The following is a 15,645-nucleotide window of genomic DNA, read 5'->3' as shown; positions in this document are numbered from 1 at the left end:
TCCCGGGCTGCTTACCTGCGAACTCAGCCCGGGCAGCTGACTCGTGAACTCAACCCTCGACGGCCTCGGTGAACCACGAGGTGATCGTCGCGGGATGCGTGATCGCAGTGCCCACGACCACGGAGTCGGCGCCGGCTGAGCGGGCGGCAGCGGCATGCATCGGGGTGTGGATGCGGCCCTCGGCGACGAGCAGCGCGGGCAGTTCCGCAACTCGGATCGCGCTGATGAGTTCGAGATCGGGGCCTTCGGTCGCCGGTCGTTCCCCCGTGTAGCCGGCCAGGGTAGTTCCGATGATGTCGGCGCCGGCCTCGACCGCTGCCTTCGCATCGTCAAGGCTGCCGCAATCGGCCATGACCAGGGCGTTTGTCTGCTCGTGGAGGCGTTTGACCGTCTCGGCCAGGCTCAGTCCGTCGGGCCGCTCCCGCCGCGTCCCATCGAGTGCGACGATGTGGGATCCGGCCAGAGCCACTGCATAGGCGTGTTGGAAGGTCGGCGTGATGACGACTCCGTCCTTGCCGTCCTTCCACAGCCCGATGACCGGGACGTCGACGGCCGAGCGAGTTGCCTGAATGTCGCCGAGACCTTGTACTCGTACGGCTGATGCTCCTCCGCTGACCGCCGAGGCAGCCACCTGCGCCATCGTCCTCGGATCGCGCATCGGCTCGCCCGGATAGGCCTGAGCGGAGACGATGAGCCGCCCCCGCAGCGCCTCGAGGATCTCGGTCTTCGACAGCATCAGTGAGTCTCCTTCTTCTGGCGGTTCTTCTCGCCGTTCGGCGCGTTCGTCAGTGTGTTGGTGTGACGGGAGGGAAGCGTCTCAGTGCTTCTGGCCGGGCGCGTCATTCCAGAGGCCGGCAGCGCCGATGAGCGCGGCGTCCTGCCCCAATTCTGCCTTCACCAGCGGGGTCCCGGAGGCGGCGGGGATGAGTTCCGCGGCGAAGGCCTCGCAGAGCGGTCCCCACCAGGTCTCGTCCATATCGGCGAGTCCGCCGCCGATAACGACGACCTCAGGGGAGAGCACGTTGACGATCCCACCGAGTGCCGAGCCGAGGGCACGCGCCCCGATGTCGAAGGCGCGAAGCGCCAATGCATCCCCCGCCGAGGCGGCCACCGCCAATTCTCGGGTGTTCGTTGGGGCCGGCGCCGCCCCAGCGCGATCGGACCGTGAGTTCGGCGTCGAGGTGGGGGCGCGGAACGCTGTCGCCGATGCCGAATTGTGGGACTGACCTTGCGCCGCAGGTTCCGCGGGCTCGGTATTGGACTCGGCGGAGCCGCAGGCTAAACGCCGATAGGTATTGAGGATGGCAGGCCCCGAGGCAATGGCTTCGACGTGACCGGTGCCGCCGCACGGGCAGGCCAGGCCAGCCGCGGCTGCCGAGGGCACATGCCCGATGTGACCGGCGGCAGAATTCCGGCCAGTGAGCAGGTGACCATCGGTGATGAACCCGCCGCCGATGCCGGTGCCCGCCGCGACGAGCAGCGAACTCCGAGAGTCGCGCGAAGCTCCGGCGACGGCCTCGCCGAGGGCATGAGCGTGCACATCGTTGACGACGCGCACGGGTAGGCCGGTGCGCGCAGTGAGTTCAGCGACCAGGTCCGTTCCGGCCCATCCGGGCAGCGACTCCGTCGCCGAGACCACAGTTCCCGTCACAGGGTCGATGACCCCGGCCGCGCCGATGCCGATCCGCCATGCGAATTCGGAACCCGAGCCGTCCCCGCCCCCGGCAAGACCGCCGGATCCGGCACTGCCACGGCCGCCGGACCCGGCGCCACGCGAACCCGACGTCTCCGCGATGACGGCGGCGGCCACCTCGGCGATGGTGTTAAGAACCGCCTGGGCACCATCTGCCGCGGGCGTCGGCACGCTGCGCACGTGCGCAAGTTCGCCGTCGATGACGGAGCCGGCACGGATCTTCGTGCCTCCGACATCGACGGCGACGGTGGCGGGCAGGGTCACAGCAGTCCTGCGGCGGCGACGATCTCGCGGACGCGCTTGGCCTCATCGGCGTTGAGCGCTTCCATCGGTTCGGCCATCCGGTTCGAGCCGATGACGCCCATGAGCTGCAGGGCCGTCTTGAATCCGCCGAGGCCCGCCGCACCTGCGGACACGCGTCCCGGGGTCGCGGCTCCGGTGATGTCGAACAGAGCCGCCACGCGGTCCTGCTCGGCGGCCGCTGCCTGCCAGTCGCCGGCCTTCGCGGCATCATAGATGCGCACGTACCCGGCGGGGTCGACGTTGCCGAGCCCGGGGACGATGCCCGCCGCGCCGCCGAGCATCGCACCGTCGGTGACCACCTCGTGGCCGGTGAAGACGGCGAAGTCCGGCAGGTGCTTCGTCGCGAGGAGCAGACGGCGGAAGCCGACATCGTCGCCGGAGGAGTCCTTGACTCCGGCGATGACACCCTCCTCGGCGAGGCGGACGAGGACGTCGAGCGGCATCTTCATATGCGTGCGCACCGGCACGTCATAGGCGTACAGGGGCACGCTGATATGGGCGGCGACGGTGCGCAGGTGGCGCTCCACCTCGGCGGCATCGGACAGCGCATAGAACGGCGTGGTCACGACGGCTGCGTCACCGCCGATGGCCAGCAGACGGTCGGCCTCGTCGAGGACCCGGGTCGTCGTCTGCTCGCTGATGCCCACGAGGACGGGGACCCGGCCGGCAGCAGCTTCGATCGCGGTGGAGAGGACGAGGTCACGCTCGGCGTTCGTCAGGTACGGGACCTCGCCGGAGGACCCGAGGACGAAGATTCCGTGCACTCCGCCGGCGACGAGGTGGTCGACGAGGGCGGCCAGCCCGGCGCGGTCGATCTCACCGTGCGCGGTGCGCGGGGTCAGCAGCGGCGGGATGATTCCGTGGAAGTCAGTCATGGTCGTGTCCTTACTTGTCATTCTTGTCATTGTTCGCCGAGGTGGCCCCGGGGTCGGTCGGATCCGATCCGATCGTCGGGGCAGAGTCGGCGGAGATTGCGGGGGAGGAGGCCACGGATGCGGCGGGCTCCCGGGCAGGTTCGGTGGGGACTCGGCGAGTGTAGGCCGAGCGCTTTCCGTAGATCGTCAGCGGCAGCACATCGTGGTCGCCGCGGCCGCGCTGCATCGCTCCGGTGAGCAGGGAGATGAGGTAGCCGAAGACCATGGCGCCGATGAACGCGACGGTGGAGACGGCGAACGGTGTGAGTCCGGCCTGCTCCTGGACGACCCAGGCCAGTGCGGCACCGAGCAGGAGGCCGGCGAGCACTCCCGAGGTGTTCGCCCGCTTCGTGAAGATACCGAGGGCGAAGACGCCGGCCAGTGGGACGCCGAAGAGTCCGGTGATCGAGAGGAACAGGTCCCAGGTCTGGGCCTGATCTGTCGCCGAGAGGTAGAGCGCAACCCCGACGGACAGGGCACCGACGATGACGATGACGGCGCGGGAGAAGCCGACTCCCGTGCGGGGCCGGCCGTCCTTGGGCGGGAAGAAGCGGTCGCGGATGTCGACGGTCACGCAGGCCGAGATCGAGTTGAGGCTCGAGGAGATCGTCGACTGCGCGGCAGCGAAGATCGCGGCGATGAGCAGACCCGAGACACCGGCCGGCAGAGCGGTGACCGCGAAGTAAGGCACGAGCGCCGAGGTGTTGAAGCCTTCCGGCAGGGCCTCCGAGTGCTGGTAGAAGCTGTAGAGCACAGTGCCGATGCCATAGAACAGCGGGATCGTCAGCAGGGCGAGGAAGCCGTTGACGATGAGCGAACGGGCCGTCGACTTCGGCGAATCCGTGGTCTGGTAGCGCTGGACGACGTCCTGGCTGGCCGTGTACTGGTGCAGATTGTTGAAGACCGAACCGAGGAAGACGATCGGGATGGCCGCTGCGGCTCCGCCGAACTTCCAGTTGTCGGCAGAGATGAACTTGTCATCGGCTGCGGCGTCGGCGGCGACCGTGACGAGACCTCCGTCGATGGCCATGACGCCGAAGACGAGGATGACCGCAGCACCCACGAGGAGGATGATGCCCTGGACGACATCGGACCAGATGACGCCCTCGATGCCGCCGAGGAAGGTGTAGACGACCGAGAGCACGCCGACGGCTCCGGCGACGAGCGCCGGGTTGATGTCGGTGACCGAACTGATGGCCAGTGTCGGCAGGTAGATGACGATGGCGACGCGGCCGATGTGGAAGAGGACGAAGAGAACCGAGCCGAGCACGCGGATGCTCGGGCCGAAGCGTTCCTCGAGGTACTCGTACGCCGTGGTGACGTCGAGCTTGCGGAAGAACGGGATGTAGAAGAGCACGAGCAGCGGGACGATCGCGAAGATCGCGATATTGCCGGCTGCATAGGACCAGTCGGCGAGGAAGGCCTGCTCGGGCGTGGACATATACGTGATCGCCGACAGCGTCGTCGCGTAGATGGAGAAGCCCGCCGCCCAGGCAGGGATCCGCCCGCTGGCCTTGAAGAACTCCTCTGTTCCTCCGCTTGCTCTCTTGGTGAACCAGACTCCGATGCCGAGGGTGGCCAAGAGGTAGATGATGATCACGGCCCAGTTGAGGCCGCCGAGTCCCGGAGCGTCCATGCTCCCTCCTCACGTGGATGAACGTAGGGGACCGGCGCGGGCGTGAGTGCGAGCGGAAGTCCCATCTGACTTATAGAACCAACACGTAAGACGTATGATGTCCTATGTTGTGAATGTACGGGAATGTGCGGCACGGCACAACCTGGCAGACGGTGGATGTGATATCCGCGCTGGTGAGGGCGGGTGGATCATGTGGGGCCGACGACAATCGGGTGCCGCTTATTGAACACTCTTTCAGTTTCCAATACATTCGGTGAAAGGCGATGACGTGCAGCAGTCGTGCTGTGAGCCGATTCCATGGCCGAATACGAGGAGACGCGGTGCCCGACCAGCAACCACTTGACGGAGTCACGGTGATCAGTCTCGCCGTGAACCTGCCCGGCCCCTTGGCCGCCGCCCGATTGAGCGCCCTGGGAGCCGAGGTCATCAAGATCGAACCGCTCACAGGCGACCCTCTCGATGCCGCTGTGCCCGAGTACTACCGAGAACTGACCGTCGGCCAGGACATCCGCAGAATCGACCTCAAGGATCCCGCCGGCAAGGCAGGGCTCGAGGCCCTCGCCGCCGATGCCCAGGTGCTGCTGACGGCGATGAGACCGCGGGCGGCGGCCGCTCTCGGCCTGCCCGAGCTCGTCGAACAGCATGGGCTTGTCCATGTCGAGATCGTCGGCTTTGCCGGAGATCGCGCCGATGTGCCCGGCCACGACCTCACCTATCAGGCAGCACACTCCACACTCGTACCTGGCACGATGCCGACCGTGCCCATCGCCGACGTCCTCGGCGGCGAACACGCCGCCCTCGAGGCGCTCGCCGGTCTGCGCCAGAAGGAGCAGCTGGGTGCCGCCGGCGGCATCGTCAAGCGGATCGTCCTCGATGATGCTGCCGCATGGGCGGCAGGACCGGCACGGCACGGTCTGAGCTCACCCGGGGGCCACCTCGGCGGGGGATCGCCGTTCTATCGGACCTACCCGACGTCCGATGGGCACATCGCCGTCGCCTGCCTCGAGCCCCATTTTGCGAAGGCGTTGGCCGCGCACATCGGCAACGAGGAGGCCGTGCTCGAGAGCACGTTCGCCGGGAAGCCGACCGCGCACTGGGTGGATTTCGCCGCAGAGCACGACCTGCCGATCGAACGAGTCGCGCTCGGTTCCGGTCAGAATCCAGGTCGCTATCGGACACATTCGGCGAACAGGAATATCTGATGCTGACCTAGACTCGAGTGCTGGTGTCCGATGGTGACTTGAAGTCGGGATGTGCGGTCGAATGCGACGAGGAAGTCTCAGCTCGACAAATCCCACCTGTATGCCCCCTCAAGACCGAGCATTCGCGGGTGTGGGAAGATTGAGGGCGTGTCGAAAGTACTTGAGATCCTGACCCCGGAGGGCCTTCCGCCGCTGGCCGAAAAGCCCGGTGTCTCCTTCATCATGCCGGTCCTCAACGAGGCCGAACACATCGAGCAGGCGATCACCACGATTCTTGCGCAGGAGTATGACGGGGACAAGGAGATCGTCCTCGCCCTCGGTCCCTCGACCGACGATACGAACGCCATCATCGAGTCGATGGCCGCGCGTGATCCGCGGATCCAGACTGTCGACAATCCGCAGGCCGCGACTCCGATCGGGCTCAACCTCGCGATCGCCGCGACCCGACACCCGGTGATCATCCGCGTCGACGCGCACTCCGGACTCGGCGCCGACTACACCAGGCAGGCCATCGACACCCTGCGCGAGACGAAGGCCGCGAACTGCGGCGGGCTCATGCTCGCCCGCGGCAAGACCTCCTTCCAGAAGGCCGTGGCGCGGGCATACATGTCCCCGGTCGGCCTCGGCGGTCCCGCCTACCACTCCGGCGACGAGGCGCAGGAAGCCGAATCGGCCTACCTCGGGGTCTACCGTCGGGAAGTGTTCGACCACCTCGGCGGATTCGACGAAGGCATCAAACGCGGTCAGGACTGGGAACTCAACCTGCGCATCCGCTCCGCCGGCGGCCGCATCTGGTTCAACCCGGACATGGAAGTCACGTACTGGCCGCGCGGCACCTGGTCGAAGATCGCGCAGCAGTTCTGGGCCACCGGAATCTGGCGGGCCGAACTCATCCGCCGCTACGGGTCGCAGAACTCCATCCGCTACTTCGCCCCGCCGCTGCTCGTGCTCGGCATGGGCGCGGCCGTGATCGAGACCCTGCTCCAACTGTCCGGATCGACGAAGCGGTGGCCGAAGTTCCTCCGCCGCTTCACCTCCCTCATCCACGTCCCCAGCTTCGGCTACATCGCCGGAATCCTGGCCACCGCCTCGGCGGCGAAGGACTGCGGACGACGCGAGCGATTCTGGTTCGGTATCGTCCTGCCGACCATGCACCTGTGCTGGGGCGCCGGGTTCCTCCGGGGACTCGTCACCGGAGCCGGAACGACGAAGGACAGCAGCCGATGAGCAAGAAGAAACCGAGCCAGGCTCACCGGGACCGCTACGGCCGAGGCACCAATGATCCGCTGCCGAGCGTCGATCCCGAATCCCGCGAGCGGATTCCCGTGCCCGATCGTCCCGAGCCGAAGAAATTCAACGCACCCCTGTGGGCCGGCGCCATCGTCGTCCTCCTCGTCGCGGGTGTGTTCGCGATGAACATCTTCGGCTCCGATGACCAGCTGACCGTCGATTCGCTCAACCCACCGGCCGTGGGCGCTCTCGACGGCGGATCCTCGGTGTACCCGGCGAACTCGAAGCTCGCCTTCACCGAGAACGTGAAGTTCGGCTACCTGCCCGCGCCCACACTCACCGCGCTGGGCGACGGCACGATCGTGGCCGCGAACCCGGAGACCGCAGCCGAGGACATGGGCCTGAAGAAGGGCCTCGACGAGCTCGACGCGCACGAATTCCTCGACCAGACCATCAAACCGGCCCGCAAGAACACGAGTCCCGGCGATCCCATCACTTGGGATCAGATCGTCGACGAGTTCGGCGGGGACACCGTTTTCATGCCCGCCATCGACTCCGCCGAGGTGGCAACCCCGGCATTGAAGACCATCACCGAGGCGGGGCTCGAGGACTCGACGCTCGTGCGCACCGATGACCCCGAGGTGGCTCGTGCCGCCGCCGATGCCGGAGTCGGCGCCATGTTCACCGGGGACTACACGGTGAGCTCGGCTGAGGACCTCGATTCCGGCGGGTACACGGCAATGGCGGTTCGCGCCGATGATGCGTCGACCTGGGCCGAAACGGATCTGGCCGTCTGGGCCACCGATGTCAAGGACAAGAAGCAGCTCGAGAAGCTCGCCGACGCCGGGGTCACCGGAGCACTGAGTGCGAACCCGTACACGGTGCTGCCGTCCGAAGTGAAGAAGAACTGACTGCGGCCCCGAACTGAACGTGACGCTGGGGCGGACAGCCGCCTCGGCGAAAAAATGTTGACTATGACCCCGACTACGAAGGAGACGCAATGACCCAGCCCATCGGCAACCCGTCGCATATCGGAAATCTGGATGCCAGCCAGCTCGGCCCACAGCCGACCTACCTGCCCGCCGACCACCCGGACGTCGATGCGCGCAAGCGCATCGACGCAGGTGAAGAGCCCATCGATGTCGCTGCCGCACTGCCGGCATCGTCCCTGGCGTGGGCGGAACTCGCGGATGAAGCGCACCAGGAAGGCCGCCTCGTCGACGCCTATGCCTACGCCCGCGTCGGCTACCACCGCGGACTCGATGCCCTGCGCGCCGCCGGTTGGCGCGGCGCGGGACCGATCCCGTATTCGCATGAGGTCAACCGCGGATTCCTCCGTGCGCTCTACGCGCTCGGCCGTGCCGCCGGAGCGATCGGCGAAGGCGAAGAGGCCGCGCGCATCGAGGAATTCCTGCACTCCTCTGACCCGAAGGCAGTGGAAGCCATCGGCCGCGGGGAGTAGGCCCGCCGCAGCTTTTTCGGACAGATCGGCCTTCGTGGTGCGTGAGCAAACGCACCACGGAGGCCGATTGTGCTTGTCGGCAGGGCGGCGTAGAACTATATGAATGGGTAATGTTTCCGAGACGGTCATGACAGCAGAGCAGCGCAAGATCCTGGCGGTGATGCTCGTCCCGATGTTCATGTCGCTGCTGAGCGTCTCGATCGTCAATGTCATCCTCCCCGACATGCAGCGCTCGATCGGCGCCTCGAATTCGGCGATCCAGTGGGTGCTCTCGGGGTATACGCTCGCGTTCGGCGTGCTGCTCGTGGCCGCCGGCCGAGCCGGTGACCTCTTCGGCCGTGGTCGGCTCTTCGTCATCGGCGTCAGTGTCTTCGCCCTCGGTTCCCTCATCTCGGGACTGTCCCCGGACCCGCTCGTGCTCAACATCGCCCGTGTCGTCATGGGTCTCGGCTCCGGCCTGCTCAGCCCCCAGGGGGTGGGGATGCTCCAACAGTACTTCCACGGCCAGGTGCGCGGTCGCGCCTTCGGGATGTTCGGCACGATCGTCGGTGTCTCCGTGGGTATCGGCCCCGTGCTCGGCGGTGGACTCATCGCTGTTCTCGGCGACGAGTGGGGATGGCGTTCGGCGTTCCTCATCAACGTGCCGATCGCCCTGGCCGCAATCATCCTCGGCCGGTTCTGGCTCCCGCGGAGCGCCTGGGTCGGCACCGGCACCGATTCCGACTCGGACGGCCGACGCCGCGCCGACTTCGATCCGGTCGGGCTCGTTCTGCTCGGCGTGGGCACGTTGCTGGTCATGCTGCCCTTCCTCGAACGCAGCGCAGGTGCTTGGATCTACGCCCTCGTCCCGGTCGGCGTCGCCGTCGTCTGGCTGTGGGTGCGGTGGGAGAACCGATACTCTCGCCGAGGCGGATCACCGATGGTCGACATGCAGCTGTTCCGGACACGCAGCTTCGCGTACGGGGCGTCGCTGACGTCCATGTATTTCGTCGGAATGCCCGGCATCTGGGTCATCGTGGCGCTCTATCTGCAGAACGGTCTCGGATTCCCTGCCCTCCATGCGGGCCTCGTCGGTCTGCCCTCGGCGCTGCTCTCGGCCATCGCAGCACAGGCGGCCGGCCGTGTCGTGCTCACCTTCGGCCGGAAGATGGTCGTCCTCGGGGTCGCAATCGGTCTGGCCGGGGTCGTCGCCTCGGCGCTCCTCGTGTTGGCGCATGAGGCCTGGGGGATCAGCATCTGGTGGCTGCTCCTCACACTCGGGGTCACCGGCCTCGGGCAGGGCATGGCGATCAGCCCGAATCAGACCCTCACTCTGGCCGAGGTGCCCGTCGAGTATGCGGGCAGCTCCGGTGGTGTGATGCAGACCGGGCAGCGGGTGGGCACGGCCATCGGCATCGCGATCGTCACCGCCGTGTTCTTCGTCGTCCAGCCGATGGCCGGCTACGGCGCCGCCATCGTTGCGGGCTTCGGGTTCATTGCGCTCGTCATCGTCTTCGCCGGAATCATCGGACTGGTCGATCTTGCTCGCGGTCGGGCCAAGGCCCGGCAGGAAGGGCAGCCGGTCAGGAGCTGAGCCCCGGTCCGACGGCATCGTCGATTTCCGCGTCGAGGTGCTCAATCAGAACGACGAGGCCGTGCCGAATGCGAGTTAAGTGTGCGCAGATTGCACGTCTACTCACCATTAGCGGGCAATTTGAGCACACCTAATTTTCGATTGAGGGTGAGGGACGCGGCTCACGCGGGGGAGAGGGGCCTGTTCGCGCGTCTGGGCGGAGGCGACTCGGTCGGGTCAGTCGCGAGATTCGGGGGCGGTCGCCTCGGCGCGTTCGATGTCCTGGGCGGCGAACACGGCGTCGAGGAGGCCGGGGAAACGGGCGTCGAGATCGTCCTTGCGCAGGGTATTCATGATCTTCGTGCCCTCATACTCCTGTCGGATCACACCAGCTTCGCGCAGTGTGCGGAAGTGGTAGGTCGCCGTGGACTTCGACACCGGCAGCTCGAAGGTCGCACACGCATGATCGCCGAAAGCGTCGTTGAGTTTGCAGGCGACGGTCCGGCGGACCGGGTCGGCGAGGGCGGCCAGGACGGTGTCGAGTCTCATCTCGTCCCTGCTGGGGTGGTCGAGTGTGCGCATCTGGATCCTCCCATCTCGCCATCGTGTCGGTCAGCGTCGGTGGATGTCGTCTGAACAGCCACCGATCACAGGTAGCGCCGTATCTCTCCATTGTACGAAATATTTGGTAGTACGAAATTCATCGTAGTAAAGTGCGAACTCGAAGTACGAAGAATCTCATACTTCCAGCCGACTACTTTCGACGAGATCACGAGGTGTCATGTCTCATCTGCTGTTCGAACCGCTCACACTGCGCGGCCTGACCTTCCGCAACCGGATCTGGGTTCCGCCCATGTGCCAGTACTCCGTCGAGACTCTTGACGGGGTCCCCGCTCCTTGGCACACCGTCCACTACGGTGCGATGGCCCGAGGCGGAGCCGGCGCCGTCATCGTCGAAGCCACCGGAGTCGCTCCGGAGGCGCGCATCTCGGCCAAGGATCTGGGGCTGTGGAACGACGAACAGCGCGACGCCTTCGTCCCCATCGTCGACTTCCTCCACACCCAGGGCGCGGCCGCCGGCATCCAGCTCGCCCACGCCGGCCGCAAGGCCTCGACCTATCCGGAGTGGGGAACCGACCGCGACGGCAGCCTGGCCGTCGACGAAGGTGGTTGGCAGACCGTGGCTCCGTCCGCACTGGCCTTCGACGGACTCGCCGAACCGCGTGCCCTGACTGAGGCGGAGATCGCCGAGGTGGTCGCGGCCTTCCGGTCCTCGGCCCGCCGGGCGATCGAGGCCGGGTTCGACTTCGTCGAGATCCACGCCGCACACGGTTACCTCCTCCATGAGTTCCTGTCGCCCCTGAGCAATACGCGCACCGACTCTTACGGCGGAACCTTGGAGAACCGGGCCCGACTGCTGCTCGACATCGTCGATGCCACCCGCACCGAGGTGGGCGAGGACGTTCCCGTGTTCGTGCGCCTCTCCGCGACGGACTGGACAGAAGGCGGGCTCACGCTCGACGACACAGTGGAGGTCGCCGGATGGCTCAAGGAACACGGCGTCGACCTCATCGACGTCTCCTCCGGCGGCAATGTGATGGCATCGATTCCCGTCGGACCCGGCTACCAGACGACCCTGGCCGCCGGCGTGCGGCAGGGATCGGGGCTGCCGACCGCGGCCGTCGGCCTCATCAGCGAACCGTTCCAGGGCGAGCACATTCTGGCCACCGGCCAGGCCGATGCGATCCTCGTGGGGCGTGAGTACCTCCGCGATCCGAACTTCGCGCTGCGCGCCGCCGACGCACTGCGCTTCGACATCGACTACCGTCCGGCTCAGTACCACCGCGCGTATAGGTGAGTTGAGGCAGAGTGGCTGGAGCGGCTCAATGCTCATACGCTGACGGCCCAGTTGAAGGTGAAAAGCTCAGATTTGAATGTGGGCTCTTCACCTTCAAATGGGCCGTCAGGCGTCTGTGCGGACAGCGTCTCGCCGAGGGTGAGTGTGTGGAGATGTGGCTGAGTCCAGAACGGTCGGTCGCAGCTAAGCCAGGCCGCCGAGCCACATTCCGATCGCCGCGGCCGCCGTGGCGAAGACGAGGGTGCCAAGCCCGTTGACCAGGCCGGCGACCCAGCGACGTTCCTGGAGAAGCCGAACAGTCTCGAAGCTCGCCGTCGAAAACGTCGTATAGCCGCCGAGGAATCCCGTGCCGAGCACCAGGTGCCAGGCTTCCGGAAGCAGGTTCGCTCCGGCCAGTCCGGTCAGCAGGCCGAGCACGAGTGATCCCGAGACATTGATGATGATCGTTCCCCACGGCAGGGCCGTGCTCATGCGGGACTTGATGAGTCCGTCGATCAGCATTCGTGATGAGGCGCCGAGTCCGCCGGCGGCGGCAAGGGCGACGAAGACCAGCGGGGTCATCGGGCACCTCCTCGACGCAGCGTCGTCGCCGTGGCGATGCCGGCGAACGTGGCGAGACCGCCGATGAGTACCGTTCCCACCGCGTAGGCAAGGCCGATGCCGGGGTTGCTCGCACCGCCCGGATCCGCGCCGAGGAGACCAGCGGTATCCGCGGCCAGCGCGCTGTACGTGGTGAACCCGCCCATGAAGCCGGTGCCGACCAGGATCCGTGTTCGGCGACGCCACCCTTCATCGGGACCGCTGCGCGCCAGGGAATCCAGCAGCAGGCCGAGCAGGAACGCCCCGAGGATGTTGACCGTGAGGATTGCCCACGGTACATCGCCGAGGGGCGGCAGGCTCAGACTGATCGCCTCGCGTGCCGCGGTTCCGAGTACGCCGCCGATGAACGCGAGCCCCAGATAGGACAGGCGCAGGTGGACCGGCCGGGTCACTGCTCGCCCTCGCCGGCTTGAGTCTCGGCAACGGGGGAGGCGCCAGCGGTCGGCGACGTCGCAGGAGCTTCGGGATGATCAATGCCGCCGGTGCCTGTCGCCAGCGGAACGACGACGAGGGGGCGATGCTGGCGCCTTGACAGTTGGATCGCGACCGAGCCATTGAAGAACTCATGCAGTGAGCCGAGAACACCTGCGCGACGAACGCCGAGGATGATCATGCGGGCATCGAGCGCCTCGGCGAGCCGGTCGAGTTCCTGTGCCGGTGACCCGGCCAGTGCGCGGGTCGACCAGGCAACATTCGTGCCTTCCAGGGCTACAGCGATGCGGTCCTGGAGTTCGGGGTCGAACTCGGTGGCCGCCTCGTCGGTGGTGTCCGGATCGATGGGCATCGAGAGCACGTAGCCGTCGGGACGAGTCTCAACGGTGTAGCGGGAGTCGTCGACGTGGGCGCAGACGAGCTCGGCGTCGAAGTGGGCGGCGTAGTCCGCGGCGGCGGCGATCACCTCGGCGGGCTGATCGGGGACGACGCCGAGGATGATGCGGGCGCGCGGCGGCCCGTCGTATATCGGATCGGGGCTGGTGGTCATGGTCTCTCCTACCTTTCGGGCATGCTGAAGCCGGTCGAGGTAGGGACTGTTGTCGAAGGCGAACACCGAGGTTCCGCTTCCGAGGTTGGGTACGGCGAGCCCCACCGCCGTGCCGCGCAGGCGCGACACCAATATTGTGCCACAGGACCGCAGCGAAAGGGCCGTCGGATGGCCGGCATCCGACGGCCCCCGCTGGGGTATCAGCGCTCGCCGAGCCTCAGCCTTCGCGGATCGTCATCCGGCTCAGTTTGTCGCCGTCGATGATGAAGGCGAATGATGACCGACCGTTGGCGTGCGTGGAGCGCCAATCCCCGACGATGGTGACGTCGTTTCCGTCGACGGTGACCTCCTCTGGCGTGAGGATGCCGGTTGCGCCGATGAACTCCTTGTCGCTCCACGCCTTGATGGCCTCTCGGCCCTGGAACTCTCGGCCCCAGTCATCCACGACTCCGTCAGAGGTGAATGCGTCGAGGAAACCCTGGTCATCGTGAGCGTTGACGGTGTCGATGAAGCCGGCGACGGGTTCGGGAATCTGCAGATCTGACATGTGTGCTCCTGTGGTTTCGAGAGATGGTTGTTGGATGGGTGCTCAGGGGACGGAAGTGTCGTGTCCGCCTCAGCGAGTGGTGTAGCCGCCGTTGGCGAAGATCGTCTGGCCGGTGATCCAGCTGCCTTCCGTGGCGAGGAATCGCACGATCGGTGCGATGTCTTCGATTCGGGTCAGACGGTTGCCCATGCCCTGCGATTTGTGGAACTCCACTCGTTCCGGGGTCTCCTGACCGTAGAAGAAGGGAGTGTCCATGGGCCCGGGCGCGATGGCGGTGACGGAGATGCCGCGGTCGGCATACTCCTTCGCCGCGGCTCGGGTGAAGTGCTCGACCGGACTCTTGCCGCCGGCGTAGGTCGAGTAGCCGTCGGTGAACGCGGCGAGCAGGGCGGTGACGATGGTGACGATCTTCCCATTGTCGGCAAGGTGTTTGCCTGCTTCCTTGATGAAGAAGTACGCGGCCTTCGCGTTGATGTCGAACATCGCGTCGTACTCGTCTTCGGTGGTCTCCGCAATGGGCTTGCGCAGAACCTTGCCAGTCGTGTTCACCGCGATATCGATGGGCCCCAGCGCGGAGACGGCATCGTCGAAGAGCCTCTCGACGTTGGCGGGCTTGGTGAGATCTCCGGTGAGCAGAACGCCCTTCGATCCGCTGGCCTCGACGGCAGCGAGTGTCTCTTCGGCCTCCGGGCGCGTTGATTCCGAGTTGTAGTGGACGGCGATATCGGCTCCGGCTGCGGCGGCCTGTCGAGCGATGAGTCCGCCGAGGTTCTTCCCGCCTCCTGCGATGAGGATGGTCTTGCCTTGCAGAGTCTGTTCAGTCATGGTCTCAACCTCCGTATCGTTGTTACATCGGAATATATCGATGGTACACTATAATATAGCGATATGACAGAAGTTGAGGGAACGGATACACGGACCCGCCTGCTCGAAGCGGCCGCCGACCTCATTGCCGCGACGCCCGGAGAGGACTTCTCTCTGCGCGCGGTCTGCGACGCGGCGGGGGTCAAGATGCCCACTCTGTACCATTTCTTCGGCAACAAGCAGGGACTGGTCGAGGCCGTCGTGGAGCGTGGCTTCGACATGTATCTGTCGGCCAAATCCTCGACCGAATCCAGTGGCGACCCGATTCAGGATCTGCGTCTGGGCTGGGATGCTCACGTCGCCTTCGGCCTGGAGAATCCGGGTTTCTACACCCTCATGTACGGCAAGGTCAGACCCGGCTATTCACCCGAGGCGCAGTCGAAGCCGAGCGAGATTCTGCGCGGTCTGACGCTCAAAGCGGAACAGGACGGACGGCTCGTCGTCGGCCACGAGCAGGCGGCCGCTCATGTGCTCGCCACGAATATCGGCGTCACCCTGCGACTGATCATTCAAGGCAAAAACGATCCCGAACTTTCGGCAGGCGTCCGTGAAGGCGTCCTCGCCGCCATCACCGGAACCGGACAGAGCGAACCGGGCGACGGTCGTCTGGGTAATGCTGTCATCGAACGTGCTGCGGCGAATCCGGACATCCTGGGCGAAACGGAGACTCAGCTCCTCATCCAATGGATCGGCCGCCTCGGCGAGGTCTGAAAACGGTCGCCGAACAGGCGGCCGCGCCCGCCTGTTCGGCCGAGGCGGGGTCGTCGGTTCGGGAGCGCTCGGACGTCGTGGTCGGGCGAGG

General features: G+C 66.2%; 17 protein-coding genes. 7 read left to right on the top strand and 10 right to left on the bottom strand.

Features of this window, described 5'->3' with window-relative positions; translation table 11 throughout:
• Positions 1 to 49: 49 nt before the first annotated feature.
• The 4 genes from KTJ89_RS17965 to KTJ89_RS17950 all read right to left on the bottom strand — a co-directional run bounded on the left by KTJ89_RS17965 (position 50) and on the right by KTJ89_RS17950 (position 4,546).
• On the bottom strand, positions 50 to 736 hold the full coding sequence (locus KTJ89_RS17965; RefSeq protein ID WP_259358794.1) for an N-acetylmannosamine-6-phosphate 2-epimerase: 687 nt from the start codon (positions 734 to 736) through the stop codon (positions 50 to 52).
• Between the two features lie 81 nt (positions 737 to 817).
• The gene (locus KTJ89_RS17960) at positions 818 to 1,957 is read right to left on the bottom strand and encodes an ROK family protein (protein ID WP_259358793.1); all 1,140 of its coding nucleotides are present in this window, start codon (positions 1,955 to 1,957) and stop codon (positions 818 to 820) included.
• Entirely contained in the window at positions 1,954 to 2,871 is a 918-nt protein-coding gene (locus KTJ89_RS17955) for a dihydrodipicolinate synthase family protein (RefSeq protein WP_259358792.1), read from the bottom strand. The genes KTJ89_RS17960 and KTJ89_RS17955 overlap by 4 nt, the downstream gene beginning before the upstream one ends.
• 10 nt (positions 2,872 to 2,881) lie before the next feature.
• Positions 2,882 to 4,546 (bottom strand): sodium:solute symporter family protein, encoded by a 1,665-nt coding sequence (locus tag KTJ89_RS17950; RefSeq protein ID WP_259358791.1) that lies wholly within the window; start codon positions 4,544 to 4,546, stop codon positions 2,882 to 2,884.
• 320 nt (positions 4,547 to 4,866) lie between these two features.
• Here KTJ89_RS17950 and KTJ89_RS17945 point away from each other — a divergent pair, with 320 nt between their 5' ends.
• The 5 genes from KTJ89_RS17945 (at position 4,867) to KTJ89_RS17925 (ending at position 10,013) form a co-directional block, all read left to right on the top strand.
• Positions 4,867 to 5,748, top strand: coding sequence for a CoA transferase (locus tag KTJ89_RS17945; protein ID WP_259358790.1), 882 nt, complete (start codon positions 4,867 to 4,869; stop codon positions 5,746 to 5,748).
• Between the two features lie 147 nt (positions 5,749 to 5,895).
• Complete coding sequence (locus KTJ89_RS17940) at positions 5,896 to 6,975, top strand: glycosyltransferase family 2 protein (RefSeq protein WP_259358789.1); 1,080 nt, start codon at positions 5,896 to 5,898, stop codon at positions 6,973 to 6,975.
• A complete protein-coding gene (locus tag KTJ89_RS17935; protein WP_259358788.1) occupies positions 6,972 to 7,889 on the top strand; it encodes a hypothetical protein in 918 nt (305 codons plus the stop codon). The genes KTJ89_RS17940 and KTJ89_RS17935 overlap by 4 nt, the downstream gene beginning before the upstream one ends.
• 89 nt (positions 7,890 to 7,978) lie before the next feature.
• Positions 7,979 to 8,440 (top strand): DUF3151 domain-containing protein, encoded by a 462-nt coding sequence (locus KTJ89_RS17930; RefSeq protein ID WP_259358787.1) that lies wholly within the window; start codon positions 7,979 to 7,981, stop codon positions 8,438 to 8,440.
• Positions 8,441 to 8,567: 127 nt separating this feature from the next.
• Positions 8,568 to 10,013, top strand: coding sequence for an MFS transporter (locus KTJ89_RS17925; protein WP_259358786.1), 1,446 nt, complete (start codon positions 8,568 to 8,570; stop codon positions 10,011 to 10,013).
• 216 nt (positions 10,014 to 10,229) lie between these two features.
• Here KTJ89_RS17925 and KTJ89_RS17920 read toward each other — a convergent pair whose 3' ends face one another.
• A complete protein-coding gene (locus KTJ89_RS17920; RefSeq protein ID WP_139469891.1) occupies positions 10,230 to 10,574 on the bottom strand; it encodes an ArsR/SmtB family transcription factor in 345 nt (114 codons plus the stop codon).
• 199 nt (positions 10,575 to 10,773) lie between these two features.
• Here KTJ89_RS17920 and KTJ89_RS17915 point away from each other — a divergent pair, with 199 nt between their 5' ends.
• Entirely contained in the window at positions 10,774 to 11,850 is a 1,077-nt protein-coding gene (locus KTJ89_RS17915) for an NADH:flavin oxidoreductase/NADH oxidase (RefSeq protein ID WP_259358785.1), read from the top strand.
• Between the two features lie 183 nt (positions 11,851 to 12,033).
• Here the strand turns inward: KTJ89_RS17915 and crcB are convergent, their stop codons facing one another.
• From crcB to KTJ89_RS17890, 5 genes are all read right to left on the bottom strand, one after another.
• Positions 12,034 to 12,411, bottom strand: a complete 378-nt coding sequence (gene crcB, locus KTJ89_RS17910; RefSeq protein WP_259358784.1) for a fluoride efflux transporter CrcB — start codon at positions 12,409 to 12,411, stop codon at positions 12,034 to 12,036.
• Positions 12,408 to 12,842, bottom strand: coding sequence for a fluoride efflux transporter FluC (locus KTJ89_RS17905; RefSeq protein ID WP_259358783.1), 435 nt, complete (start codon positions 12,840 to 12,842; stop codon positions 12,408 to 12,410). Before KTJ89_RS17905 ends, crcB begins: the two co-directional genes overlap by 4 nt.
• Positions 12,839 to 13,432, bottom strand: coding sequence for a universal stress protein (locus KTJ89_RS17900; RefSeq protein ID WP_259358782.1), 594 nt, complete (start codon positions 13,430 to 13,432; stop codon positions 12,839 to 12,841). The genes KTJ89_RS17905 and KTJ89_RS17900 overlap by 4 nt, the downstream gene beginning before the upstream one ends.
• A gap of 217 nt (positions 13,433 to 13,649) precedes the next feature.
• Positions 13,650 to 13,979 (bottom strand): nuclear transport factor 2 family protein, encoded by a 330-nt coding sequence (locus tag KTJ89_RS17895; protein WP_259358781.1) that lies wholly within the window; start codon positions 13,977 to 13,979, stop codon positions 13,650 to 13,652.
• 69 nt (positions 13,980 to 14,048) lie between these two features.
• Positions 14,049 to 14,804 (bottom strand): SDR family oxidoreductase, encoded by a 756-nt coding sequence (locus KTJ89_RS17890; RefSeq protein WP_259358780.1) that lies wholly within the window; start codon positions 14,802 to 14,804, stop codon positions 14,049 to 14,051.
• Positions 14,805 to 14,867: 63 nt separating this feature from the next.
• Here KTJ89_RS17890 and KTJ89_RS17885 point away from each other — a divergent pair, with 63 nt between their 5' ends.
• Entirely contained in the window at positions 14,868 to 15,554 is a 687-nt protein-coding gene (locus KTJ89_RS17885) for a TetR/AcrR family transcriptional regulator (RefSeq protein ID WP_259358779.1), read from the top strand.
• Positions 15,555 to 15,645 lie beyond the last annotated feature (91 nt).

This window comes from Brevibacterium sediminis (assembly GCF_024895295.1).
Taxonomy (GTDB): Bacteria; Actinomycetota; Actinomycetes; order Actinomycetales; family Brevibacteriaceae; genus Brevibacterium; species Brevibacterium sediminis.
Note: the sequence above shows the minus strand (reverse complement) of the source record. Positions and strands in the feature narration are given on the sequence as shown.

Bases quoted from the DNA above. Each gene is read 5' to 3' on its own strand.
- crcB (WP_259358784.1), bottom strand. From the start codon at position 12,411: ATGACCCCGCTGGTCTTCGTCGCCCTTGCCGCCGCCGGCGGACTCGGC.
- KTJ89_RS17920 (WP_139469891.1), bottom strand. From the start codon at position 10,574: ATGCGCACACTCGACCACCCCAGCAGGGACGAGATGAGACTCGACACC.
- KTJ89_RS17930 (WP_259358787.1), top strand. From the start codon at position 7,979: ATGACCCAGCCCATCGGCAACCCGTCGCATATCGGAAATCTGGATGCC.
- KTJ89_RS17965 (WP_259358794.1), bottom strand. From the start codon at position 736: ATGCTGTCGAAGACCGAGATCCTCGAGGCGCTGCGGGGGCGGCTCATC.
- KTJ89_RS17925 (WP_259358786.1), top strand. From the start codon at position 8,568: ATGACAGCAGAGCAGCGCAAGATCCTGGCGGTGATGCTCGTCCCGATG.
- KTJ89_RS17885 (WP_259358779.1), top strand. From the start codon at position 14,868: ATGACAGAAGTTGAGGGAACGGATACACGGACCCGCCTGCTCGAAGCG.
- KTJ89_RS17955 (WP_259358792.1), bottom strand. From the start codon at position 2,871: ATGACTGACTTCCACGGAATCATCCCGCCGCTGCTGACCCCGCGCACC.
- KTJ89_RS17900 (WP_259358782.1), bottom strand. From the start codon at position 13,432: ATGACCACCAGCCCCGATCCGATATACGACGGGCCGCCGCGCGCCCGC.
- KTJ89_RS17935 (WP_259358788.1), top strand. From the start codon at position 6,972: ATGAGCAAGAAGAAACCGAGCCAGGCTCACCGGGACCGCTACGGCCGA.
- KTJ89_RS17895 (WP_259358781.1), bottom strand. From the start codon at position 13,979: ATGTCAGATCTGCAGATTCCCGAACCCGTCGCCGGCTTCATCGACACC.
- KTJ89_RS17890 (WP_259358780.1), bottom strand. From the start codon at position 14,804: ATGACTGAACAGACTCTGCAAGGCAAGACCATCCTCATCGCAGGAGGC.
- KTJ89_RS17950 (WP_259358791.1), bottom strand. From the start codon at position 4,546: ATGGACGCTCCGGGACTCGGCGGCCTCAACTGGGCCGTGATCATCATC.
- KTJ89_RS17915 (WP_259358785.1), top strand. From the start codon at position 10,774: ATGTCTCATCTGCTGTTCGAACCGCTCACACTGCGCGGCCTGACCTTC.